Origin of the sequence: Neisseria mucosa (assembly GCF_003044445.1) — a bacterium.
Classification (GTDB): domain Bacteria; phylum Pseudomonadota; class Gammaproteobacteria; order Burkholderiales; family Neisseriaceae; genus Neisseria; species Neisseria mucosa_A.
Window position 1 is genome coordinate 1 of the sequence record NZ_POWX01000007.1, and the last position, 23,381, is coordinate 23,381.

20 protein-coding genes and 1 pseudogene are annotated in these 23,381 nt (G+C 52.9%); 8 read left to right on the forward strand and 13 right to left on the reverse strand.

What is annotated here, in order from left to right; translation table 11 throughout:
• A pseudogene (locus DBY90_RS05475) lies at window positions 1–1,243 on the reverse strand (outer membrane insertion C- signal); the annotation flags it as partial.
• A 769-nt stretch (window positions 1,244–2,012) separates the two neighbouring features.
• On the opposite strand from DBY90_RS05475, the gene DBY90_RS05480 reads away from it, so the two are divergent.
• Together DBY90_RS05480 and DBY90_RS13645 are read left to right on the forward strand one after the other, a co-directional pair.
• A complete protein-coding gene (locus DBY90_RS05480) occupies window positions 2,013–2,945 on the forward strand; it encodes an AEC family transporter (RefSeq protein WP_070493553.1) in 933 nt (310 codons plus the stop codon).
• 113 nt (window positions 2,946–3,058) lie between these two features.
• Window positions 3,059–3,286, forward strand: coding sequence for a hypothetical protein (locus DBY90_RS13645; RefSeq protein WP_411713448.1), 228 nt, complete (start codon window positions 3,059–3,061; stop codon window positions 3,284–3,286).
• 52 nt (window positions 3,287–3,338) lie between these two features.
• On the opposite strand, the gene hemL is transcribed toward DBY90_RS13645, so the two are convergent.
• Window positions 3,339–4,622: a glutamate-1-semialdehyde 2,1-aminomutase gene (hemL, locus tag DBY90_RS05485; protein ID WP_070493618.1), complete on the reverse strand. Its 1,284-nt coding sequence runs from the start codon at window positions 4,620–4,622 to the stop codon at window positions 3,339–3,341.
• A 212-nt stretch (window positions 4,623–4,834) separates the two neighbouring features.
• Between hemL and DBY90_RS05490 the strand changes: the two genes are divergently transcribed.
• Together DBY90_RS05490 and miaB are read left to right on the forward strand one after the other, a co-directional pair.
• A complete protein-coding gene (locus tag DBY90_RS05490; protein ID WP_070493616.1) occupies window positions 4,835–5,242 on the forward strand; it encodes a hypothetical protein in 408 nt (135 codons plus the stop codon).
• A gap of 203 nt (window positions 5,243–5,445) precedes the next feature.
• Window positions 5,446–6,774 (forward strand): tRNA (N6-isopentenyl adenosine(37)-C2)-methylthiotransferase MiaB, encoded by a 1,329-nt coding sequence (gene miaB / locus DBY90_RS05495; protein WP_003743791.1) that lies wholly within the window; start codon window positions 5,446–5,448, stop codon window positions 6,772–6,774.
• A 237-nt stretch (window positions 6,775–7,011) separates the two neighbouring features.
• Here the strand turns inward: miaB and ileS are convergent, their stop codons facing one another.
• From ileS to DBY90_RS05550, 10 genes are all read right to left on the reverse strand, one after another.
• A complete protein-coding gene (ileS, locus tag DBY90_RS05500) occupies window positions 7,012–9,804 on the reverse strand; it encodes an isoleucine--tRNA ligase (RefSeq protein ID WP_107986708.1) in 2,793 nt (930 codons plus the stop codon).
• A 227-nt stretch (window positions 9,805–10,031) separates the two neighbouring features.
• Window positions 10,032–10,550: a gluconokinase, GntK/IdnK-type gene (locus tag DBY90_RS05510; RefSeq protein WP_070493608.1), complete on the reverse strand. Its 519-nt coding sequence runs from the start codon at window positions 10,548–10,550 to the stop codon at window positions 10,032–10,034.
• Between the two features lie 175 nt (window positions 10,551–10,725).
• Window positions 10,726–12,111, reverse strand: a complete 1,386-nt coding sequence (locus DBY90_RS05515) for a GntP family permease (protein ID WP_070493605.1) — start codon at window positions 12,109–12,111, stop codon at window positions 10,726–10,728.
• 512 nt (window positions 12,112–12,623) lie between these two features.
• The gene (gene hpf / locus DBY90_RS05520; RefSeq protein ID WP_003743812.1) at window positions 12,624–12,938 is read right to left on the reverse strand and encodes a ribosome hibernation-promoting factor, HPF/YfiA family; all 315 of its coding nucleotides are present in this window, start codon (window positions 12,936–12,938) and stop codon (window positions 12,624–12,626) included.
• Between the two features lie 65 nt (window positions 12,939–13,003).
• A complete protein-coding gene (gene rpoN, locus DBY90_RS05525; protein WP_070493602.1) occupies window positions 13,004–14,356 on the reverse strand; it encodes an RNA polymerase factor sigma-54 in 1,353 nt (450 codons plus the stop codon).
• Window positions 14,357–14,605: 249 nt separating this feature from the next.
• Window positions 14,606–15,340, reverse strand: a complete 735-nt coding sequence (gene lptB, locus DBY90_RS05530; protein WP_070493599.1) for an LPS export ABC transporter ATP-binding protein — start codon at window positions 15,338–15,340, stop codon at window positions 14,606–14,608.
• Window positions 15,341–15,432: 92 nt separating this feature from the next.
• Window positions 15,433–15,963 carry a lipopolysaccharide transport periplasmic protein LptA gene (lptA, locus tag DBY90_RS05535; RefSeq protein WP_003766057.1) on the reverse strand — a complete coding sequence of 177 codons (531 nt, stop codon included), beginning with the start codon at window positions 15,961–15,963 and terminating at the stop codon, window positions 15,433–15,435.
• A complete protein-coding gene (gene lptC / locus DBY90_RS05540) occupies window positions 15,944–16,525 on the reverse strand; it encodes an LPS export ABC transporter periplasmic protein LptC (RefSeq protein WP_003743817.1) in 582 nt (193 codons plus the stop codon). The genes lptA and lptC overlap by 20 nt, the downstream gene beginning before the upstream one ends.
• Window positions 16,522–17,058, reverse strand: coding sequence for a KdsC family phosphatase (locus tag DBY90_RS05545; RefSeq protein WP_070493596.1), 537 nt, complete (start codon window positions 17,056–17,058; stop codon window positions 16,522–16,524). The genes lptC and DBY90_RS05545 overlap by 4 nt, the downstream gene beginning before the upstream one ends.
• A gap of 349 nt (window positions 17,059–17,407) precedes the next feature.
• A complete protein-coding gene (locus DBY90_RS05550) occupies window positions 17,408–18,346 on the reverse strand; it encodes a LysR family transcriptional regulator (protein WP_070491331.1) in 939 nt (312 codons plus the stop codon).
• A gap of 231 nt (window positions 18,347–18,577) precedes the next feature.
• On the opposite strand from DBY90_RS05550, the gene DBY90_RS05555 reads away from it, so the two are divergent.
• The 4 genes from DBY90_RS05555 to DBY90_RS05570 all read left to right on the forward strand — a co-directional run bounded on the left by DBY90_RS05555 (window position 18,578) and on the right by DBY90_RS05570 (window position 22,199).
• Window positions 18,578–19,327 carry a Nif3-like dinuclear metal center hexameric protein gene (locus tag DBY90_RS05555; RefSeq protein WP_070491329.1) on the forward strand — a complete coding sequence of 250 codons (750 nt, stop codon included), beginning with the start codon at window positions 18,578–18,580 and terminating at the stop codon, window positions 19,325–19,327.
• A 122-nt stretch (window positions 19,328–19,449) separates the two neighbouring features.
• Entirely contained in the window at window positions 19,450–20,031 is a 582-nt protein-coding gene (gene petA / locus DBY90_RS05560) for a ubiquinol-cytochrome c reductase iron-sulfur subunit (RefSeq protein ID WP_003743824.1), read from the forward strand.
• Window positions 20,032–20,049: 18 nt separating this feature from the next.
• Window positions 20,050–21,399 (forward strand): cytochrome b, encoded by a 1,350-nt coding sequence (locus tag DBY90_RS05565; protein WP_003743825.1) that lies wholly within the window; start codon window positions 20,050–20,052, stop codon window positions 21,397–21,399.
• 14 nt (window positions 21,400–21,413) lie between these two features.
• Entirely contained in the window at window positions 21,414–22,199 is a 786-nt protein-coding gene (locus DBY90_RS05570; RefSeq protein WP_199904696.1) for a cytochrome c1, read from the forward strand.
• Window positions 22,200–22,517: 318 nt separating this feature from the next.
• Here DBY90_RS05570 and DBY90_RS05575 read toward each other — a convergent pair whose 3' ends face one another.
• Complete coding sequence (locus DBY90_RS05575; RefSeq protein WP_107986712.1) at window positions 22,518–23,285, reverse strand: HesA/MoeB/ThiF family protein; 768 nt, start codon at window positions 23,283–23,285, stop codon at window positions 22,518–22,520.
• Window positions 23,286–23,381 lie beyond the last annotated feature (96 nt).

Sequence of the window (23,381 nt, forward strand, 5' to 3'; positions counted from 1 at the left end):
CTGCTGCTTTACCGGCTAATGCGAGATCACCGATGTCTTTATCCAAGCTGGCGATCGCATTGTTGAAGCCTTCGTTAGCTTCTTTTTGCTCTTCAAGTTTGGCAGTATTTTCAGCGATTGCCGCTTTATTGGTGTCGATGTCTTGACGGTTAGCTTCTAAAGCGTCAGCTGCTGCTTTACCGGCTAATGCGAGATCACCGATGTCTTTATCCAAGCTGGCGATCGCATTGTTGAAGCCTTCATTAGCTTCCTCTTGTCCTTTCAAAGAAGCAGTATTTTCAGCGATTGCCGCTTTATTAGCATCAATATCTTTACGATTGTCTTCTACAGCCTCTGCAGCAAGCTGCAAGCCCTTCGCCAAGTCAACGATGCCTTGTTTATTGGCATCAATATCTTTACGGTTGGCGTCCAAAGCTTTAGTCAGACCTACTACGCCTTTACTTGCTTTGTCAGCTTTATCTGCAACTGCGTCAATTTTAGAAGCAGCATCCACTGCTTTATCGGCGGCATCTTTGGCTTCTTTTACTTTGCTGTCAACATTGGCAGAAAGCGCGGTTACTTTGTCTTCGGCGGCTTTAGCAGCGGCTTTGGCATCTGCTGTGTCTTGCGCCAGGCTGTCCACACGGGTGTTTACTGCGGTTACTTCTTCGCCGATTTCGTCAAATTGGTCGGAAATGTCTTTACCCATATCGGCGACTGATTCATTCAGCTTGTTCACACCCGTGGCAACTTCAACAATATGCTTCCTATTGTCGGTAATGGCAGTTTTCAGTTTTTCGATGGTTTCGTCTTGTTCATTCAAAGCTGCGAAAGTGTCGTCCAACAGATCATCCACGCGGGCATCGACATCATTCACGCGGGCATTGACGGCGGTAAGGCGGCCTGCCAAACCCACACCTTTCAGGCTGTCGGCTTCGATATCTTCATTGGTGGCTTTACGGACGGTTTTGTTACCATTGGCATCAGTTGTGATGAAATCCGAACCGGAAGCAAAACCATTAATGGTTTGTTCTAACTCTAAGGTTTTCAAAAGCAGAGCATCGTTATCTTTTTTGAAAGTCAGCTTACCGGTATCTTTATCATATGTTGTGCCTTCGCCGAAGACAGTAAAAAACGCTGCTTGACCTTGATCGTCTTTGCCGCCAACCGCTGCTGCAAAGTTTTGTTCAGCCGCTCCCGCTGCGCCGCTTGCTACGGCTGCCGTAACAGCCATGCTCAATACTTTTACATTGAATTTTTTCATGTTTTTTACCTTTGTATGGTGGGTGTAAGGACGTTGATGCTTTTCCGGCGGCTCCCCGTAAACTGTAAAAGGATTATGCCGTTTCGGGCTGGAACTTAATAATCGCCAAGAAAAGTTTCAATGCATATTGTAAAAGTACGAAATTAAAAATCAAGGCTTGTGTCATTTTTTATGGTGGGAACAGGGGCGCATAGGCCTGTATTCTTCGATTTTTTTGAAATGTATTTTGATGCAATAAATGGCAATAGAATAATAAGCATATGAAATATATGATATTTTAATTTAATTTTTGGGTTTTTTTGATGGGTATTACCCTGTTTGGTAGAAAATATTTTAAATTTCTATTTTTATCAATTTGTGGGGAAAAAGCGACGAACGGTATTTTAATTTGACTATTCGGATGCATTTGGCATTTTGCTACTGCAAGTAAATGTTTTAATTTTTGTAAAGAATTCTCTTGCATATGAGGATGATGTACTTGTTGTCGGCAAGGCTCTGGTATTCTGGCATAAGGCTTAAATAGGTTTCAGACGACCCTTTTGCTTTTTATAGTGGATTAACTTTAAACCAGTACGGCGTTGCCTCGCCTTGCCGTACTATCTATACTGTCTGCGGCTTCGTCGCCTTGTCCTGATTTAAATTTAATCCACTATATTTATAGGAGTCTGCATAGTGATGGCGATATAGCTTGGAAAACTGGGGCTTTATGGATAACGAAAGCTGCGATTTGCTATAAAATTCCTTTTCTATATTCAGATACGGATAAGCTATGGAAACCGCCCTGCTCCTTGCCGGCAAAATCACCGAGCTGACGCTGATTGTCTTGATGGGCATGGCGTTGGTGAAGTTTAAGCTTCTGAATTCCGAACACAGCCGCACGCTCTCCGTCATCGCGCTCTACCTCATCAGCCCGTCGGTAATGATTCACGCCTTCCAAATCGAGAACACGCCTGACATCATTGACGGACTGAAGCTCTCGGTCGCCCTAGCAGTTGTGTTCCACATCCTGCTGATCGCGCTGGGCAGGCTTTTCAAAACCCTGTTCAAGCTCGACACGCTCGAACACGCCGCCACGGTTTACACCAATTCCGGCAACCTCATCATCCCGCTGGTGATGTCGATTTTCGGGCCGCAATGGGTGATTTACACCAGCGGCTTCATCATCGTCCAAATGTTCCTTTTCTGGACACACTTGCGCCTGCTGCTTTGCGGGCGCGGCAATCTGGCGTGGAAAACCGTATTCACCAACATCAACATCCTTTCCATCTTTGTCGGCGTGTTCATGTTCGCCTTCCAAATCAAACTGCCGCACATCATCGACAACACGCTCGCCACCGTCGGCAGCATGATAGGTCCGGTCGCCATGCTCGTTGCCGGAATGCTGATTGCCTCGCTGCCGCTTAAAGAAATCATCCTCTCCAAACGGATTTACCTCGTCGCCCTCCTGCGTCTGATAATTGTCCCGCTGATTCTGCTGGTGTTTGTCAAAGTTTCAGGCATAGCCCACATTGGCGGACACAGCGATACCGTCGTCCTTATCAGCTTCCTCGCCACCGTCAGCCCCGCCGCGTCCACTGTTACCCAAATGGCGATGGTTTACGGTCAGAACGCCCGTAAAGCCAGCGCAATTTACGGCATTACGACGCTGCTGTGCGTCATCACCATGCCGCTGATGATTGCGTTGTATCAAGCGATGGTTTAAAAGGGGAGGGCAAGGCAAGGTCGTCTGAAAGCCTGAATTTGGGCTTTCAGACGACCTTGCCTTTAAAGCAGATATATTGTTGTTTTCCGTATGCCGCAGAATGATGACCTTCGATGCGGCTGCTTCCTGATTACAGCGTTGTCGAATACCGACATCAGACTTGCGAGGGCGATAAGGTATTTTTCGGGTATCGCTTCAAATTTAAAAGGTCGTCTGAAAACCTAAATTCGTGTTTTCAGACGACCTTTGCTATGTATAGTGGATTAACTTTAAACCAGTACGGCGTTGCCTCGCCTTGCCGTACTATCTGTACTGTCTGCGGCTTCGTCGCCTTGTCCTGATTTAAATTTAATCCACTATAAATCACACCTGCTTCTGCGGATGCGCTTCGCCTTATTTCGCCATTTCCGCAAACACTTGGTGCGCGGTGGCGATGGTTTCGTCAATCAGCTCGGGCGTGTGCGCGGCGGAGACGAAGCCTGCTTCGTAGGCGGACGGGCCGAAGGCGGTGTTGCGGTCGAGCATGCCGTGGAAGAAGCGTTTGAAGGCGTTGATATTGGAACGCGCCATGTCGCCGTAGTTTTGCGGGGTGTGTGCGGCGAAATACAGACCGAACATACCGCCCACGCTGTCGGCGGTAAACTCGATGCCGTGCGCTTTGGCGGCGGCGGCAAGCCCGTCGGCGAGGCGGCGGGTCAGGGCGGTCAGGTTTTCGTAGAAGCCTTCGCGCTGGATGATTTCAAGCGTTTTCAAACCGGCGGCGACGGCAATCGGGTTGCCCGACAAAGTGCCTGCCTGATACACGCCGCCCAGCGGGGAAATACATTCCATGATGTCTTTGCGTCCGCCGAACGCGGCAAGCGGCATACCGCCGCCGATGACTTTGCCCATCGTGGTCAGGTCGGGCGTGATGCCGTGCAGCGACTGCGCGCCGCCGAGCGCGACGCGGAAGCCGGTCATCACTTCGTCGTAAATCAACACGGCGCCGTGTTTTTCGGTCAATTCGCGCAGGGCTTTGACGAAGGCTTCGGTCGGTCGGACCAGGTTCATATTGCCGACGAAGGGTTCGAGGATGACGCAGGCGATTTCGTCGCCGTTGCGGGCGAACGCTTCTTCGAGTTGGGCGGTGTTGTTGTATTCGAGGACTAAGGTGTGTTTGGTGAAGTCGGCAGGAACGCCTGCGGACGACGGGTTGCCGAAGGTGAGCAGGCCGCTGCCGGCTTTGACGAGCAGGCTGTCGGAATGACCGTGGTAGCAGCCTTCGAATTTGATGATTTTGTCGCGTCCGGTAAAGCCGCGCGCAAGGCGGATGGCGGTCATGGTTGCTTCGGTACCGGAGCTGACGAGGCGCAGCCGTTCGACCGACGGCATGATTTTGGCGATTTCTTCGGCGATGACGATTTCGCCTTCAGTGGGTGCGCCGAACGACAAACCGCCCAACGCGGCTTCGCGCACGGCTTCGATGACTTCGGGGTGCGCATGTCCGACAATCGCAGGCCCCCAAGAACCGACGTAATCGGTGTAGCGCGTGCCGTTTTCGTCCCAAACATACGCGCCTTCGGCTTTTTTGATGAAGCGCGGTACGCCGCCGACGCTGCCGAATGCGCGGACGGGGGAATTCACGCCGCCGGGGATGATGGCTTTGGCGCGGTCAAACAGGATTTCGTTACGGTTCATAGCGGGTTCTTTCTGAGGTCGTCTGAAAAATAAGCGGTATTTTATCATCAGATTGCCCGCGCCAGCCGTTTCAGACGACCCCGAAAGCCCAAACGGCCACGGCGCAACGCCGTATCTGAAAATGAAAATTGTTCTGTAAAAACAATCACTCTGTTCATATTTGAAGCGTTTGTGCTATAATCCGCACCCATTTATACCATAAAGAAAACATCATGTTACGCGGATTCATTTTAATGCTTACCCTTTTGGTTTCCACCGTCTCCTACGCCGCCCAGCGCAAGCTGCCGAGCGATATGGACGCGGCGGTTTTGAAACAGGTCGAACTGCCTTATCTGAAAGTGAGCCGTGGCGGCTTCTCATGGACGCGCCTCTTGACGCTGGGCATTGCCGACGGCAATTCCGCCAAGCTGCAAATCACCCGTTTCACCAAAATCCACGACGAAAACGACCGCTTCATCCCGATGGGGCGGCTGGCGGGCAAAACCGGCAAAACCATCGCGTTCAAACACAACGACACCAACGCCCTTGTGCGCGAAGTGTGGGTTTTGACCGACGACGAAGCCTCCCGTTTTACCGCGCAAAAAGAAGTCCGCGACGAGATTAAGCAAGACGCGCAATAAGCCGCCGCCTGCCCGTTTCAGACGACCCAAACACACACCGCGTGGTTGGCTGTTGCAGCCGCAGCAGCGCAACCGCGCATTTTTGCGCCCTGACGAATCAGTGTTTCAGACGACCCGCCAAGCCTTCCCCAAGGTCGTCTGAAACCGAGATTTCCATAACAATCAGCCCCGCAATTACGGGCTACCTGAGAAAGACACAAACCATGAAAAAAGTATTTATCCGCACCTTCGGCTGCCAAATGAACGAATACGACAGCGAAAAAATGCTCGCCGTACTCGCCGAGGAAAACGGCGGCATCGAACAAGTGACCGAAGCCGACGAAGCCGACATCATCCTCTTCAACACCTGCTCCGTGCGCGAAAAAGCGCAGGAAAAAGTGTTCTCCGACTTAGGCCGAGTGCGCCCGCTCAAAGAAAAAAATCCCGACCTCATCATCGGCGTTGCCGGCTGCGTCGCCTCCCAAGAAGGCGAAAACATCATCAAACGCGCGCCTTATGTGGACGTCGTCTTCGGCCCGCAAACGCTGCACCGCCTGCCCAAAATGATTGTGGATAAAGAAACCAGCGGCCTGTCGCAAGTCGATATTTCCTTCCCCGAAATCGAAAAATTCGACCACCTGCCGCCTGCCCGCGTCGAAGGCGGCGCAGCATTCGTGTCCATCATGGAAGGCTGTTCCAAATACTGCTCGTTCTGCGTCGTCCCCTACACCCGCGGCGAAGAGTTCTCCCGCCCGCTGAACGACGTCCTGACCGAAATCGCCAACCTTGCCCAGCAAGGCGTTAAAGAAATCAACCTCTTGGGACAAAACGTCAACGCCTATCGCGGCGAAATGGAAGACGGTGAAATCTGCGACTTCGCCACCCTGCTGCGCATCGTCCACGAAATCCCAGGCATCGAGCGTATGCGCTTTACCACCAGCCACCCGCGCGAGTTTACCGACTCGATTATCGAGTGCTACCGCGACCTGCCCAAGCTGGTGTCGCATCTGCACCTGCCGATTCAAAGCGGTTCCGACCGCGTATTGAGCGCGATGAAACGCGGCTACACCGCCTTGGAATACAAATCCATCATCCGCAAACTGCGCGCCATCCGCCCCGACTTGTGCCTGAGCAGCGACTTCATCGTCGGCTTCCCCGGAGAAACCGAGCGCGAGTTCGAGCAGACCCTGAAGCTGGTGAAAGACATCGCCTTCGATTTGAGCTTCGTCTTCATTTACAGCCCGCGCCCCGGCACACCCGCCGCCAACCTGCCGGACGACACCCCGCACGCCGAAAAAGTGCGCCGCCTCGAAGCCCTGAACGAAGTCATCGAAGCCGAAACCGCCCGCATCAACCAAACCATGATCGGCACCGTACAACGCTGTCTGGTCGAAGGCATCTCCAAAAAAGACCCCGACCAGCTCCAAGCCCGTACCGCCAACAACCGAGTGGTCAACTTCACCGGCACGCCCGATATGATCAACCAAATGATCGATTTGGAAATCACCGAAGCCTACACCTTCTCCCTGCGCGGCAAACCGGTCGAAGCGTAAAGCCGTTCAGCCATAGCAAAGGTCGTCTGAAAACCTGTATCTTGGTTTTCAGACGACCTTTTTTCAGACGGCCTGAGAGTCTGTCGATATTCAATAATTTCTGTATCTTTTTGTTCTTAAAGCGGCATCTTCTACGTTGGAAATTCTCGCAAGGTATCCAATCTTGTTGCGGTTTCCAGCTTGATTTTGCCGCTTTTCAAACAAAAATCCACTTTGAAAATCAAATGTCGGCAGCACTTAAGCGTAATGCCGCTCTTCGCCTTTGCCGTCGACATTCTCGGCGCAGCGTTTGCAGATGGTTTCATGTCCTGCGACGGAGCCGATGTCGTGGGTGTAGTGCCAGCAGCGTTCGCATTTTTCGCCGTCGCTGGCTTTGGCGGTAACGGCGAGTTCGCTGCCGGTTTTGACTTCGACTTTGGATACCAAGAGGGCAAAGCGCAATTCTTCGCCCAAGGCGTTCAGGTAGTCGGCGGTGGCTTCCGGCGCGGTGATTTCGGCTTCTGCCTGCAAGGACGAACCGACGGTTTTGTCGGTGCGCAAAGGCTCAATGGCGGCGGTTACGGCTTCGCGGGCTTCGCGGACTGCCGTCCATTTTTTCACCAGTTCGGCTTCGGCTTTTTCGTTGATGGGCGGGAACTCGTGCCAGGTGTGGAAGAGGACGCTGTCTTCTTCGCCGCCGCCGATGATGTCCCACGCTTCTTCGCCGGTGAAACACAAAATCGGTGCAATCAAGAGAACCAGGCTGCGCGTGATGTGGTACAGGGCGGTTTGCGCGCTGCGGCGGGCGTGGCTGTTGGCTTTGGTGGTGTAGAGGCGGTCTTTCAGGATGTCGAGGTAGAACGCGCCCAAGTCTTCCGAACAGAAGGCGACGATGTCTTTCACGGCAAAGTGGAAGGCGTAGCGCGGATAGTAGTCGCCCGCCAGTCGCTCTTGCAGTTGGCGCGCCAACACTAAGGCGTAGCGGTCGATTTCGACCATGTCTGCCTGCGGTACGGTGTGTTCGAACGGGTCGAAATCGCTGAGGTTGGCAAACAGGAAGCTCAAGGTGTTGCGGATGCGGCGGTAGCTTTCGGTGACGCGTTTGAGGATTTCTTTGGAAATCGCCAATTCGCCGCTGTAATCGGTGGATGCCGCCCACAGGCGCAAGATGTCCGCGCCGAACTCGTTATAGACTTCTTGCGGCGCGACGACGTTGCCGATGGATTTCGACATTTTGCGGCCGTTTTGGTCAACTACGAAACCGTGGGTCAGAAGCTGTTTGTACGGGGCGCGTCCCATGGATGAGGCGCAGCCGGTCAGCATGGAGGATTGGAACCAGCCGCGGTGTTGGTCGCTGCCTTCGAGGTAGAGGTCGGCGGGCCAGTCCAATTCTTCGCGTTGTTTCAAGACGGAATAATGGGTCGAGCCAGAGTCGAACCATACGTCCATCGTGTCGGAAAGTTTGTCGTAGTTTTCACAGTCTTCCGCGCTCAGCAATTCGCTTTTATCGAGGGAGAACCATGCTTCGATGCCTTTTTCTTCGATTTTCAGGGCGACTTTTTCCAAAAGCTCGGCGGAGTTCGGATGCAGCTCGCCGGTTTCTTTGTGGACGAAGAAGGTCATCGGCGTGCCCCAGTAGCGTTGGCGCGAAACGACCCAGTCGGGGCGACCTTCGATCATGGCTTCGAGGCGCGCGCGACCCCAAGACGGGAAGAACTCGGTGTCGTCCACGGCTTTGATGGCTTTGTCGCGCAGGGTTTTGCCGTCGCTGCCGGCTTTGTCCATGCCGACAAACCATTGACCTGTCGCGCGGTAAATCAGCGGGGTTTTGTGGCGCCAGCAGTGGGCGTAGCTGTGTTCGATTTTGCTGCTAGCCAAGAGGTTGCCGGTTTTTTCCAGCCATTGCAGGATGACGGGATTCGCCTCCCAAACGCTCATGCCTGCCACGCGCGGCGTTTCGCTGATGTATTTGCCTTCGGCGTTGACGGGGTTGTAAAGCTCGATACCGTATTTGTTGCAGACGGCGTAGTCTTCCAAACCGTGCGCGGGGGCGGTGTGCACCAAGCCCGTACCGGCGTCGGTGGTAACGTGTTCGCCGTTGAGCATGGGAATATCGCGTTCGAGGAACGGATGATTCATGTGCAGGTTTTCCAGCTTGTCGCCGGTGGTTTCTGCCAATACTTTCAGGTCGTCTGAAGTAAAACCGTAGCGTTTGAGCGTGTCTTCCGCCAAATCTTTCGCCAATACCAATTTGCCTTTGGGTGTATCAATCAGTTGGTAAACCACGTCCGCACCCGCAGATACGGCTTGGCTTGCGGGCAGCGTCCAAGGCGTGGTCGTCCAGATGACGGCAAACGCTTTGCCTTCGATGCCTGCCAAACCGAATGCGGCGGCAAGCGCGGCGGTGTCTTTAAACGGATAGCCAACGTCAATCGCATGCGATACTTTGTCTTTGTATTCAACTTCCGCTTCCGCCAGCGAAGAGCCGCAGTCCAAGCAGAATTGAACCGGTTTCGCGCCGCGGTAGAGATAGCCGGATTTGTAGATTTCGCCGAGCATACGCACGGTATCGGCTTCAGTTTTGAAATCCATGGTCAGGTAAGGATTGTCCCAGTCGCCCAACACGCCCAGACGGATGAAGTCTTTTTTCTGACGGGCAATCTGTTCGGCGGCGTATTCGCGGCACAATTCGCGGAAACGCGCTTTGGGCATGTCTTTGCCGTGCAGCTTTTCCACCATCACTTCGATGGGCAGGCCGTGGCAGTCCCAGCCCGGCACATAAGGCGCATCGAAGCCGGCTTGGGTTTTGCTGCGGATAATGATGTCTTTGAGGATTTTGTTGACGGCATGACCGATGTGGATGTCGCCGTTGGCATACGGCGGGCCGTCATGCAGGATGAATTTCGGACGGCCTTTGGCGATTTCGCGCAGTTTTTGATAGCGTTTGTGCTCGTACCAGCTTTTCAGCCACGCAGGCTCGCGCTTGGCGAGGTTGCCGCGCATCGGAAACGGGCTTTCGAGCAGGTTTACGGTTTTGCTGTAATCGGTCATGTTGTGATTCTCTATGGTTTCGGTATTTCGGTTTCAGACGACGTTTCGCTAAGGTCGTCTGAAAAAATGCAAAGGGCTATTGTAGCCGAATTGTATTGTTTTTATAAGGGGTTTGGGTATGCGGGATGGTGGCGGACAAAGAGAAAGGTCGTCTGAAAACTTGTTTTGTCGAAATGTGACCTATCTGTTTTCAGACGACCTTCCTTATACCTGTTTACACGCTTTCTTCACAACAAACCTTCTGCTTTAACCCAAGCCAAAATATCGGCTTCTACGGCTTCAGGCGAACCGGGGTTGTCGATTTTGACGCCGTATTCGTCCGCGCCGAGTTCTTCCAGAATTTCCAGTTGCGAATCCAGCATACCCGCTTTCATGTAATGCCCTTGGCGCGCCATCATGCGCTCGAGGTTGATGGCTTGCGGCGGTGTCAGGTGGATGAAGGCGGTTTTGCCTTGCGCGCCGCGCAGGATGTCGCGGTATTGGCGTTTCAAGGCGGAGCAGGTAACGATGGTGTACGCCGCGCCGCTTTGCGCCTGTTCCGTCATCCAGTAGCGCAGGTTGCAGAGCCACGGATAGCGGTCTTCGTCGGTCAGCGGGATACCCGCGCCCATTTTGTCGCGGTTGGCTTGGGTGTGGAAATCGTCGCCTTCGGCGTAGGGGCATTGGTCGAGGTGTTTTTGCAGGGACAGGGCGGCGGTGGTTTTGCCGCAGCCGCAAACGCCCATCATCACAAAATGCGTCGTCATGTTCTCTTCCTTTGTTTGAGTGGAAAGATATAGTGGATTAACTTTAAACCGGTACGGCATTGCCTCGCCTTACCGTACTGTCTTCGGCTTCGTCGCCTTGTCCTGATTTTTGTTAATCCACTATATAAGTTCGGGCAGACGGTTTAGAGCGTCTCAAAACCGTTTTCAGACGACCTCAAACCACGGCAAACAGCAGCGCCGACACTGAAAAGCCGATGGCTGCAATCAGCGTTTGGTTGACCGTCCATGTTTTCAGCGTGGTCGGTACGTCCATATCCAAAAGGCGGCCGACCAGCCAGAAGCCCGAGTCGTTGAAGTGGCTGCAACCGACCGAGCCTGCCGCGGTTGCCAAAACGACGCAGGCGAGTTGCCAGTCGTTGAACCCTGCGGCGGCAACGGCGGGTGCCATCAATGCGGCGGCGGTCGTCAGCGCGACGGTTGCCGAACCTTGCGCGATACGCAGTGCCAAAGCCACCAAGAAGCAGCCCAGCAATACGGGTATGCCCAAATTCGCCATGCTGTCCGCCAACGCCTGACCGATGCCCGATGCGCGCAACACGCCGCCGAACATTCCGCCCGCGCCGGTAATCAAAATGACCGAACAAACGGGGGCGAGTGCGCCGTCCACCGTTTTTTCCAATGCGCTCGCCTTCACGCCGCGTTTGCTGCCCAAAACATAAAGCGCAACCAAAACCGAAATCAACAGCGCGACCGGAGTCGAGCCGATCATGCGCGCCACTTGCACCCAATGCTCGTCCGCGCTGACGACTTTTTCACTGATTAAGGTGGACAGCCCCGTGTTCATAAAAATCAACAGCATAGGAATCAGCATAATGCCGACTACGGTTGAAGCCTTGGCAGGTGTTTGCGGCTGGTCATTGTCCACCGCGCCGCCGCTGAGCAAATCGGGAACGGGAACGCGGATGGTGCGTCCCAAAATTTGACCCAGCAGATAGCCGCTGACATACCAAGTGAACATGGCGACGGGCAATCCCAAAATCAGCACCTGACCGATGTTCGCCGAATAAAACTCCGAAGCCGCAATCGGGCCGGGGTGGGGCGGCAGGAAAACGTGCATCACCGAAAACGCGCCGATAGACGCCAACGCATAAGGCAATACGTCCTGCTTCATACGCCGAGCCGTCGCAAAGACAATCGGCAGCATCACCACCAATCCCGCATCAAAGAAAATCGGGAAGCCGAAAATCAGCGACGCCACGCCCAAGGCAAACGGCGCGCGTTTTTCGCCAAACATCCGAATCAGCGCATCCGCCAGCGACTGCGCCCCGCCCGAAGTTTCCACCAGCCGCCCGAGCATCGCGCCCAAGCCGACCAGCAAAGCCACGCTGCCGAGCGTGCCGCCGAAGTTTTTCAGCAGAACGTCGTTCACAATCTTATCCATCGGCAAGCCCGTCGCCACAGCCGTCAGCAGGCTCACCGACACCAAGGTCAACAGCGCATGGACACGCAGTTTCACAATCAACAGCAAAATCAGCACAATCGCCATCGCCGCAATACCCAGTAGCCAGCCCGCGCTCAAAGTCTGAGTCCAACCGTCCATTTTGAAGCCTTTCTTTGTAATCAGAATACAAGGTGGTTAAGGTTTTTCAAACGTATCAAATAAACCATAGCACGATTTGCAACGGGGCGGTATGGCGGATTTTCGGATGAGTTTAAGTATTTATTTTTTCAAATGGACTTGAATAATGAGAATAAGTCGGGCGGTGTCATTTACTCTTGGGAAGCGAGGGAAGGTCGTCTGAAAACGTAGTTTGCTTTCATGAGTAAAGGAGGCGGGCGTGGATATTTTCTATTTTTCTAATCTGATATGAATTCAGAATAAGAAAGCAATTTCTTTCTTAAAATACAATGATTTTTTAAAATTTTGATCTGATGGGGCTAACATATTGCAATGCTTGTGGACCGGTATGGCGTGGGCTTTGCCCGCAAAAAAGCCTATGTGGGATTCAAATCATTATGTTCAGTTACTAGATTAACGGCTCTCAAACTTGGCCAAAACAAAAAACGTCGTCTGAAAATTTTCAGACGACGCTTTTATTATTGAATCAAGGCTTATTCGGCGGCAGGTTTTACCGTACTGCGGACATCGCCGCTTTTTTCTTTGTGTTTCAACACTGCGCGGTCGAGTTTGTCCATCAGAACATCGATGGCGGCGTACATATCTTGTTCAACGGCCTCGACGTGTAGGTCTTTGCCCGCCAAATGGATGTCTGCTTCAGCCTGTTGATTGAGTTTTTCCACGGAAAGGGTAATGGTAACGGAAATGGCGTTGGCTGCATGGCGGTTGATGCGTTCCAATTTTTCGGAAACGTAGTTTTTGATGGCTTCGGTAACGTCGAAATTCAGACCGGTGATTTTCAGATTCATAATACAGCTCCTTCGGTGGGTTCAGTCCGTCAGAAACGGAACGGGAAAACTGCGGTTTAAAACTGTCATTCGGTAAGTTTGCGTTTGTGTGCCGGCGGGATGTCGAGCGACTCCCTGTATTTGGCGACGGTGCGGCGGGCGATGTCTATGCCCTGTTGTTTGAGGAGGCGGACAAGGGTTTCGTCGGAATGGGGTTTGCTGCTGTCTTCGTTTTCGATAATCTGCCCCAAAACGGCTTTGATCGCGCCTTGGCTTAAGCCTTCTTTGTCGCCTTCGGAATTGACTGCCTGTGTGAAGAAATAGCGTAACGCAAATAGTCCGCGCGGGCAAGACAAATATTTCTGGTTGGCGGCGCGCGAAATGGTGCTTTCGGCAAGCCCCAATTCGGCGGCTGCGTCTTTCATAAGCATGGGTGCGAGTCCGATTTCGCCGAAAATGAAGAAGTCTTCCTGATTTTTGACGATGTATTCGGCAAGACGGATGACGGTGCTTTTACGCAGTTCGAGAGAGTCGATGCGCTGCTTGGCTTCGTTGATTTTTTCTTTCCACTCGGGTGCGCCGTCTTCTGCGGATTTCATGAGTTCGCAGTATTCGCGGTTGAGTTGCAGCTTGGGCCAGGCGGCTTCGTTGCCGATGACTTTCCAGCCGTCTTTGCCTTCTTTGACCCAAACGTCGGGCTGAATGTAGGCGGTCGGTTCGGAGGAGGCGAAACCGTAGGCGGGGTAGGGGTTGAGCGTGGCGATGATGTCGAGCGCGGCTTCTATGGTTTCGCTGTCGGTTTCGGGAAAGAGTTTGCGGAAGCGGATGATGTTTTGTTTGCGGTTTTTGCCCAAGTCGTGCAGCGAACTTTGGATAAGGTGGGCGGCGGCTTGACGCGCGGGGCTGGCGGGCAGGCGCATGAGTTGGAGCATCAGGGATTCGGTCAGGTCGGCGGCGGCAACGCCCGGCGGGTCGAAGGTCTGCAAAAGGTCGAGGGCGTTTTGCAGTTCGTCTTCGTCCAGCATCCATTCCAAGGGCGTGTTGTCGATAACGTCTTGAATGTTGTCGGTGAAATAGCCTTGGTCGTCAAGGAAGTCGATAAGGATGTGGACGTATGCGGCTTCTTTGTCGGAAAGGGGGTGTTCGCACACTTGGGCGTGCAGGTATTGGTTGAAATCTTCTTCTTTGGCGATGTTGAGCCACGCGTCTTCGGCATCGTCGCTGCCGAGGTGGTTGCTGCGCGGCATGGTGGTGCCGTGATTGAACTCTGCGTCGGCAAATTCGTCGGTTTCGGGACGTTCGAGCAGGGGATTGTCCTGCAACCAGTCTTCGACTTCGCGTTCGAGTTCGATACCGGACATTTGCAGGATGCGCAGGGATTGTTGCAGACGCTGGTTGAGTTGTTGGGTCTGCCTGAGTTTGAGGCCGAGTAAGGTCATGGTGCAATGTATGTTGATTGTTTTTTATATTTCGGACGGCATTTGCCCTCGAGTTTGGTTCGATGGCAAAGAGGTCGTCTGAAAAGGTTTTATGGTGTGTTTGGCGTTTTTGGGAACGCCGTTTTGTTTTTTATTCGATATGTGTATTTCAACACTTTACACTTAATGCGTCAACTCACTTTGGGTGGTTTTATTATTTAAAAAAACCGCACAATTGATTGTGCGGTTTGTCATTGTCAGTATTTGAAATCAGTATTTGAAGTTTTCGCCGAGATAGACGGAGCGGACTTGTTCGTTGTTGACCAAATCGTCGGGCTTGCCGGAGGCGAGGACGGTGCCGTCGCTGATGATGTAGGCTCTGTCGCAGATACTGAGGGTTTCGCGTACGTTGTGGTCGGTAATGAGTACGCCGATGCCGCGCGATTTGAGGAAGTCGATGATTTTTTGGATGTCGATGACGGCAATCGGGTCGACGCCGGCGAAGGGTTCGTCCAAGAGGATGAAGCGCGGCTTCATGGCGAGTACGCGGGCGATTTCGACGCGTCGGCGTTCGCCGCCGGATAGGGAGGGGGCGGGGTTGTGGCGCAGGTGGCCGATGTTGAGGTCGGCAAGCAGTTTTTCGACTTCGCTGTCGATGCGGCTTTTGTCTTTGGTGCTGATTTCTAAAATGGCGCGGATGTTTTGTTCGACGGTCATTTTGCGGAAAATTGAGGCTTCTTGGGGCAGGTAGCCGACGCCGAGGCGGGCGCGTTCGTGTATGGGCAGGTGGCGTAGTTCTTGTCCGTCGAGGGTAACGCTGCCTGCGTCGGCGGCGATGAGTCCGACGATCATGTAGAAGCTGGTGGTTTTGCCTGCGCCGTTGGGGCCGAGCAGGCCGATGACTTCGCCGCTTTCGATTTCGAGGGAGAAGCTTTTGACGACTTGGCGTTTTTTGAAACTTTTTTGCAGGTTTTGAACGACGAGGCGGCTGGTGTTTTCGCTCATAAATGACTCTTGGTTCGGAGGTCGTCTGAAAAGGTATTTGGGGAACTTGCTATGCTGGTTTTCAGACGACCTTTGGTGTTGTCAGATGCGGGTTATTTGGTTTTTTGGGTGCTGGACGGCTGGATGACGACGCTGACCCTGCCTGATTTGGCGGCGGATTTGGCACCTGATTTGGAGCTGCCGTTGATGGTATAGACTTCGGTTTTGGTGTTGTAGGTAATGACTGCGCCTTCGGCAACGTCGCCGCCGCGTTGGACTTTGGCGTTGCCGGTCAGGGTAACGAGGTTGATGGCGGAGGAGTAGGTTACGTTGTTGGCTTGTCCGTTAACCGTGCCTTTGTTGTCGTCGAGCGTCTGGCTGAAGCGGACGGGCGAGCCGCTGGCTTTCATAAACTGTTCGCCTTTGTCGTTGCGGGAGACGTTGACGCTGCCGGCGCGGATGTTGAGCGTGCCTTGTTTGATGATGACGTTGCCGGTAAAGGTGGTACTTTGGTTGTTTTGGTCGAGCGAGCCTTGGTCGGCTTCAATCTGTATCGGCTGCTTGCTGTCGCTTTGCAGGGCGTAGGCGGGGGCGGTGGCGAAAAATGCGGTTAAAACACATGCCTTACATATTTTTTGTATCATAAATCGTGGCTTTCACTCTGGATGGGAAGTTCAACAAACCTTTTTTGTGGTCATACGTCAGACCTTCGGCGCTGCCGCTCGATTCGCCGTATTGGAAGGTAACGGGCGTGTCGGTTTTGGCGTATTGCGATTCGGTGTCGACGTGTAGAAGCTCGGTTTTGACGACGCCCGCCTGCCGCTTGGCATCGGCGGCTTTGGTCAGGACGACGTTGTGTTTGAACAGGAGTTGTTTGGTTTGGGTGTTGTACACGGCTTCGTCGCTGCCGACGTCGTAAAGCCGGCTGCCTTCTTGGAAGAAGACGAGGTGTGGCAGCTCGAAATGTACGTCGGTGCTTTCGGGAAACTGTTTTGCCCCTCTTGCGCTCAGATGCTCTTTCAGACGACCTTGTTCGTCAAATCGCCGCCCGTCTATGCCGTCCATCGTATATTGCGGCTGGTTGGGGTTGAGTTTGACTTCTTCAATGTCGATTTCGCTGATGCGCCCCAGCCATGCCGACAATCCGCCGAGCGCGACCGCCAGCACCAAAGGGAATGCGATTCCGTACCGCCATCTTACTTTCATTTGATGTACTCGTTCAAAGCCGCGCCCAGCGTACCTTTCGCGCGCATAATCAGGTCGCACACTTCGCGCACCGCGCCTGCGCCGCCCGTCTGTTTCGTAATATAGGCGGCGTGTTGCAGCGTAAACCAATGCGCGTCAGGAACGGCAACCGGCAATCCGCAGCGCACCATCACCGGCAAATCGACCACGTCGTCGCCGACAAAGGCGCACTCGGCTTCTTCTACGCCCGCCTGCGCGCGCAATTCTTCATAGGCGGCGCGTTTGTCCGAAATGCCTTTGAAGTAGTAATTTATGCCCAACTGTTTGACGCGGATGCCGACGGAGGGCGCGTCCCGACCTGTGATAATCGCAGTCTGCACGCCGCTTGCCTGAAGCATCTTCAAGCCGTGTCCGTCCAGGGTGTGGAACGATTTGATTTCTTCGCCGTTGTCGCGGATGAAGATGCGGCCGTCGGTCAAAACGCCGTCCACATCCAATATCAGCAGCTTGATATGCGCCGCGCGCTGTTGCAGCTCGGGGTCTAAGGTTTGCATAGTGTTTCCTTGCGGATTGCTAGGTTTCAGACGACCTATTCTAACATAAAGGTCGTCTGAAAAAGGTTAGCCTGTGTTTGTGGGGATTAATGCGGTTTAACGGTCATGTGGCTGCTTTATATAGTGGATTAAATTTAAATCAGGACAAGGCGACGAAGCCGCAGACAGTACAAATAGTACGGCAAGGCGAGGCAACGCCGTACTGGTTTAAATTTAATCCACTATAACTTTATAATATGTGTCTGTTGGGCAAGGGTCGTCTGAAAACCTGAGATTTGGGTTTTCAGACGACCTTTTGATATTGAAATCGAAGTGCGTGAATGTCGCGACACCCTGTTTCAAGAAAACATTAATCGTGTCCGTGCATTTCCAGTTCGCTCAAGCCGGGGAGGTCGGCGAAGCTGCGTTCGCGGACGATTTGGCAGAAGTTGTCGAGATAGCTTTTGTCGGCGTCTTCGGTGCGCGTGGCGGCGTAGAGTTCGCTTTGCAGGCCGTTGGCGGTGATTTGGCGGTGGACGACGTAGCCTTTTTCGAGATAGGGCATGACGGTCCAGTAGGGCAGGGCGGCGATGCCGCGTTTGCTGGCGACGAGTTGGATGATGGCGATGGTCAGTTCGCTGCGGCGGCGCGGCGGGTTAATGCCTTTGGGTAACAATATTTTTTTGGGCAGGTCGAGCATTTCGTCGGGAACGGGATAAGTGATGAGGGTTTCGCCGATGAAGTCTTCTGCTTCCCAAACGGTTTTGGCGGCAAGCGGGTGGTCTTGGGCGCAGATGCCGACCATTTCGTAGGCGAACAGGGGGCGGAAGCTGATGCCGTTTTGTTTTTCGGCTTCGGATACGATGGCGAGATCGGCGCGGTGTTGCAGCAGGAGTCCGACGGGGTCTGCCTGAAAGCCGGAAACGATGTCCAATTCGACTTGCGGCCACATGGGGCGGAATTCGCCCATCGCGGGCATGAGCCAGTCGAAACAGGTGTGGCATTCGACTGCCAGCCGCAACTCGCCTGCTTCGCCTTCGATGATGCGGGCGAGGTCGCGCTCGGCAGCGGAAACTTGCGGGAGGAGTTCGCGTGCGAGCCGCAACAGGCGTTCGCCGGCGGGCGTGAAGCGCAAGGGCGTGGATTTGCGCTCGAACAGGGGCGTGTCGTAATAGTTTTCAAGCGCGCGGATTTGGTGCGAAAGGGCGGATTGAGTCAGGAAGACGCGCTTGGCGGCAAGGGATACGCTGCCGGTTTCTTCGAGTGCCAGCAGGGTTTTAAGATGGCGCAGTTCGATGATGGAATCCATTGGTTTTTACGCTTTCAGACGACCTCTTGAAACGGGCAATATTAAAATATTTCATGCCGGGGTGTAAATGCGGGCGCGTGTTGAACGGTGTGGGGATTGGGACGCGTCAGGGTTTGCGGTTAGAATGTGGGTCCGATTTTGTATGAATATGGTGAATTGACTTGGAGCGGGGATGGTGTTATTTCGCCTTGTCCTGTGAAATTCAATCCGCTATGTGTTGAAAGGAATAATATGGCGAAACGCAATGATATTTTGGCGTGGTGCGATGAGGTGTTGCAGGTCGGCATGTTCAAAGACTATGCGCCCAACGGTTTGCAGGTCGAGGGTAGGGCGGAGGTCGGCAAAATAGCGACATCGGTAACGGCAAGTAAGGCGGCGGTTGATTTCGCTGCAGAGCAGGGCGCGGATATGCTTTTGGTGCATCACGGAATGTTTTGGAAAAGCGAGCCGGTAACGATTACGGGCTGGAAAAAAGCGCGCATCGAAACATTATTGCAACACCAAATCAATATGGTGGGCTACCACCTGCCGCTGGATGCGCACCCTGTGTTGGGCAACAACGCGCAGCTTGCTGAAAAGTTGGGCTGGGAAGTGGAAAAGCAGTTTGGCGAACAGAACTTGTTGAATATAGGTCGTCTGAAAACGCCGCAGACTTTGGCTGAATGGCTGCAACACATTACTACAACCCTGGGGCGGCAGCCCGTAGCCGTCGGCGATATGTCGCGCGAAATCAAACGCATAGCATGGTGTACCGGCGGAGCGCAGGGATTTTTTCAGACGACCATAGACGAAGGTGTCGATGCTTATCTGACCGGAGAAATCTCGGAAGCGCAGTTTCATCTTACCAATGAAACAGGCGTTGCCTTTGTCAGCGCAGGACACCATGCGACGGAACGTTATGGCATCCGTGCCCTGGGCGAAGCCGTAGCCCGGCATTTCGAGTTGGAAATCTGTTATTTCGACGAAGATAATCCCGCCTAAGCCTTGATAATCGTCATGAAAATTTACCTTAATTTAAATAATGCTTTGAGTATCACGGCAAACTAGGTAGAATTACATCGTTTAATGGCTCGGTATTCCCAAAATTTTAGGACGACTGAATAATGGATAATCAAGAAATCAATAGCGGTCGCCGCCGCTTTCTGACGCTGGCTACATGCGGCGCGGGCGGTGTGGCGGCTTTGGGCGTAGCTACGCCTTTCGTGGCAAGCTTTTTCCCGTCGGAAAAAGCCAAGGCCGCAGGTGCTCCCGTCGAAATCGATGTTAGCAAAATCGAATCCGGACAAATGCTGACTGCCGAATGGCAGGGTAAACCGATTTGGGTGGTCAATCGCACAGATCAGCAGCTCAAAGACCTCAAGGCACTCGACGGCGCAGTGAGCGACCCGAAATCAGAAGTCGATCATCAGCCTGAAAACTGCAAAAACGAAACCCGTTCGATTAAGCCGAATATCTTTGTGGCCATCGGTATCTGTACCCACTTGGGCTGCTCGCCGACCTACCGTCCCGACGTTGCCCCTGCCGATTTGGGTGCAGACTGGAAAGGCGGTTTCTTCTGCCCGTGCCACGGTTCGAAATTCGACATGGCAGGCCGAGTGTATAAAGGTGTTCCTGCACCGACCAACCTGGTTGTTCCGCCCTACAAATATCTGAGCGATACGACAGTCTTGGTAGGCGAAGACTAAAAATAAGGAACGATAATTATGGCAAACCAAACCAATAACAAAGCAAAAGCATTGTTAGACTGGACGGACGCTCGTTTCCCTCTGTCTAAAATGTGGAATGAGCATTTGGCTCAATACTACGCGCCGAAGAACTTCAACTTCTGGTACTACTTCGGCTCTTTGGCTCTGCTTGTTCTCGTAATTCAAATCGTCAGCGGTATCTTCCTGACTATGAACTACAAACCGGACGGCAATCTGAATGCCTATCACCTGCCCGCTGCCTTTACCGCAGTAGAGTACATTATGCGCGACGTGTCCGGCGGCTGGATTATCCGCTACATGCACTCTACCGGCGCATCTTTCTTCTTCATCGTCGTGTATCTGCACATGTTCCGCGGTTTGATTTACGGTTCGTACAAAAAACCGCGTGAATTGGTGTGGATTTTCGGTTCCCTGATTTTCTTGGCATTGATGGCAGAAGCGTTTATGGGCTACCTGCTGCCTTGGGGTCAAATGTCCTTCTGGGGCGCACAGGTGATTATTAACCTGTTCTCCGCCATTCCTGTCATTGGTCCTGATTTATCCACTTGGATTCGTGGCGACTTCAATGTTTCCGACGTTACCCTGAACCGCTTCTTCGCGCTGCACGTTATCGCCGTGCCGATAGTGTTGCTCGGTTTGGTCGTGGCGCACATCATCGCCTTGCACGAAGTCGGCTCAAATAACCCTGATGGCGTGGAAATCAAGAAACTCAAAGATGAAAACGGCGTTCCGCTCGACGGCATTCCCTTCCATCCATACTACACCGTCAAAGACATCTTGGGTGTTGTCGTATTCCTGATTGTTTTCTGCTCAGTATTGTTCTTCGCGCCCGAAGGCGGTGGCTACTTCCTTGAAGCCCCGAACTTTGACGCGGCAAATGCGCTGAAAACACCGCCGCACATTGCGCCGGTATGGTACTTCACCCCGTTCTACGCCATTTTGCGTGCGATTCCTTCATTCCTCGGTACTCAGGTTTGGGGTGTAATCGGTATGGGTGCAGCAGTTGTCCTGATTGCCCTGTTGCCTTGGTTGGATAAAGGTGAGGTGAAATCTGTCCGCTACCGTGGTCCGATTTTCAAAACTGCGTTGGTTCTGTTCATCATTGCCTTTATCGGTTTGGGTATTTTGGGTGCGATGGTGGCAACCGATACCCGTACTTTGGTTGCGCGCATCCTGTCCTTCGTTTATTTTGCATTCTTCCTGGGTATGCCGTTCTATACCAAACTGGATACAAACAAACCGGTTCCAGAACGTGTAACCATGAGCACCACTAAACAAAAAATCATGTTCTTTGTTTATGTCGGTATTACCGCAGTAGGTGCTTACCTGTTTGCAACCAATATCTGATGAGGGCAGCGAAAATGAAACATACCCTGAAAAACTGGTTTGCTGCCTTGTTACTGGCAGTGCCTATGAGTGCCGCCGTCGCCAGCGGTGGCGGACACTACGAAAAAGTCGATATTGACCTGCGCGACCAAGTCAGCTTGCAGCGCGGTGCTCAAATTTTCACCAACTACTGCTTATCCTGCCACTCGGCAAGCGGTATGCGTTTCAACCGTCTGAAAGACATCGGTTTGACTGACGAAGAAATCAAGAAAAACTTGATGTTCACGACAGACAACGTCGGTGATGTTATGCTGGCGGCGATGAATCCCAAAGATGCTGCCAAATGGTTTGGTGCGGCTCCGCCTGATCTGACACTGATTGCCCGCTCTAAAGGCGCGGATTATCTGTATGCCTATATGCGCGGCTTCTATAAAGATCCGACCCGTCCGAGCGGCTGGAACAACGTCGTATTCGATAAAGTCGGTATGCCGCACCCATTGTGGGAGCAACAAGGCGTTCAAGCGGTTGAGTTGGATGCCAAAGGTCAACCGGTTATGGTTAAAGACGAGCATGGCGTATCGAAACCCAAACTCTATTGGGAATCTACCGGCGCACACAGCCGTCGTTTGCCAAACGGTAAAGTCATCCAAACAGAGTACGATGCTTATGTACGCGATTTGGTGAACTATTTGGTTTACATGGGCGAACCGGCGCAACTTCAGCGCAAACGTACCGGTTACATCGTGCTGATGTTCTTGTTTGCAGTGATGCTGCCTTTGGCATACTTCCTGAAAAAAGAATATTGGAAAGACGTTCACTAAGTCTTGTAATGAAAAAGGGCAAACCCAATCGGGTTTGCCCTTTTTATGATTAAAGAATTAATATAGTGGATTAACTTTAAACCAGTACGGCGTTGCCTCGCCTTGCCGTACTATCTGTACTTTCTGCGGCTTCGTCGCCTTGTCCTGATTTAAATTTAATCCACTATAGTTTGGACTTCGCACATTTAGGATAATTTCAGACGACCTTTCGACCTTTACCGTGGGGCAGTGATGATGAGTCGGCGGGAAATGGTGGCTGATAATGTTTTTAATGTTTGTCTAAACTGACCATAGAACCTAAGTTAAGTATTCAAGCAATCATCTGTACGGTTCGTCTGATTCAGGTTTGGCACATACATTGCAGTCAGGATTTTGAGTGAAGAGGAATTCTTGCCATTTGCCGGTCAGCGCGTTGTAAGTTTTCAGTTTCCCGTGTACCGGTTCGCCCGCGCCTGTGAGGATTTTCAGGGTTTCTGCGGCTTGGGTGGCGCCGATGATGCCGACCAACGGAGAAAATACGCCGAACAGGGCGCAGGCGCCGTCATCGGCGGTATCTCCGTCAAACAGGCAGGCGTAGCAAGGGCTGTCAGGCAAATCGGGGCGGTACACGGCAATTTGTCCTTCAAAACGCACGGCAGCGCCGGAAACCAGCGGGGTATGGGTGGCGACGGCGGCGCGGTTGATGGCTTGGCGGGTGGGGTAGTTGTCAGTGCAGTCGAGAACGATGTCGGCGGTATGCATGAGCTCGGTCAGGCGGGTTTCGTCCAGTTTTTCGGTCAGTGCGGTAATGTCGCACGCGCTGTTGACGGCTTTCAGACGACCTGTCATCACTTGCGCTTTGGCTTGTCCGATATCGGCTTCGGTGAAGGTGGTTTGGCGTTGGAGGTTGGTATCGTCTATGGTGTCGTGGTCGGCGATGATGAGTTTGCCGACGCCTGATGCGGCAAGATACGGGAGTGCTGCCGCGCCCAGCCCACCACAGCCGACGACGAGGACGCGGGCGGCAAGAATTTTTTCCTGTCCTTCGATACCGATTTCGTCGAGAAGGATGTGGCGGCTGTAACGGAGCAGTTGGTGGTCGTTCATGATGAGGTCGTCTGAAAATGGTTGTATCGGGGAATTTTATAGCAAATGGGATTTGGAAAGATACAGTAGATTTGTGCGGAAACGGAGATTCCTATT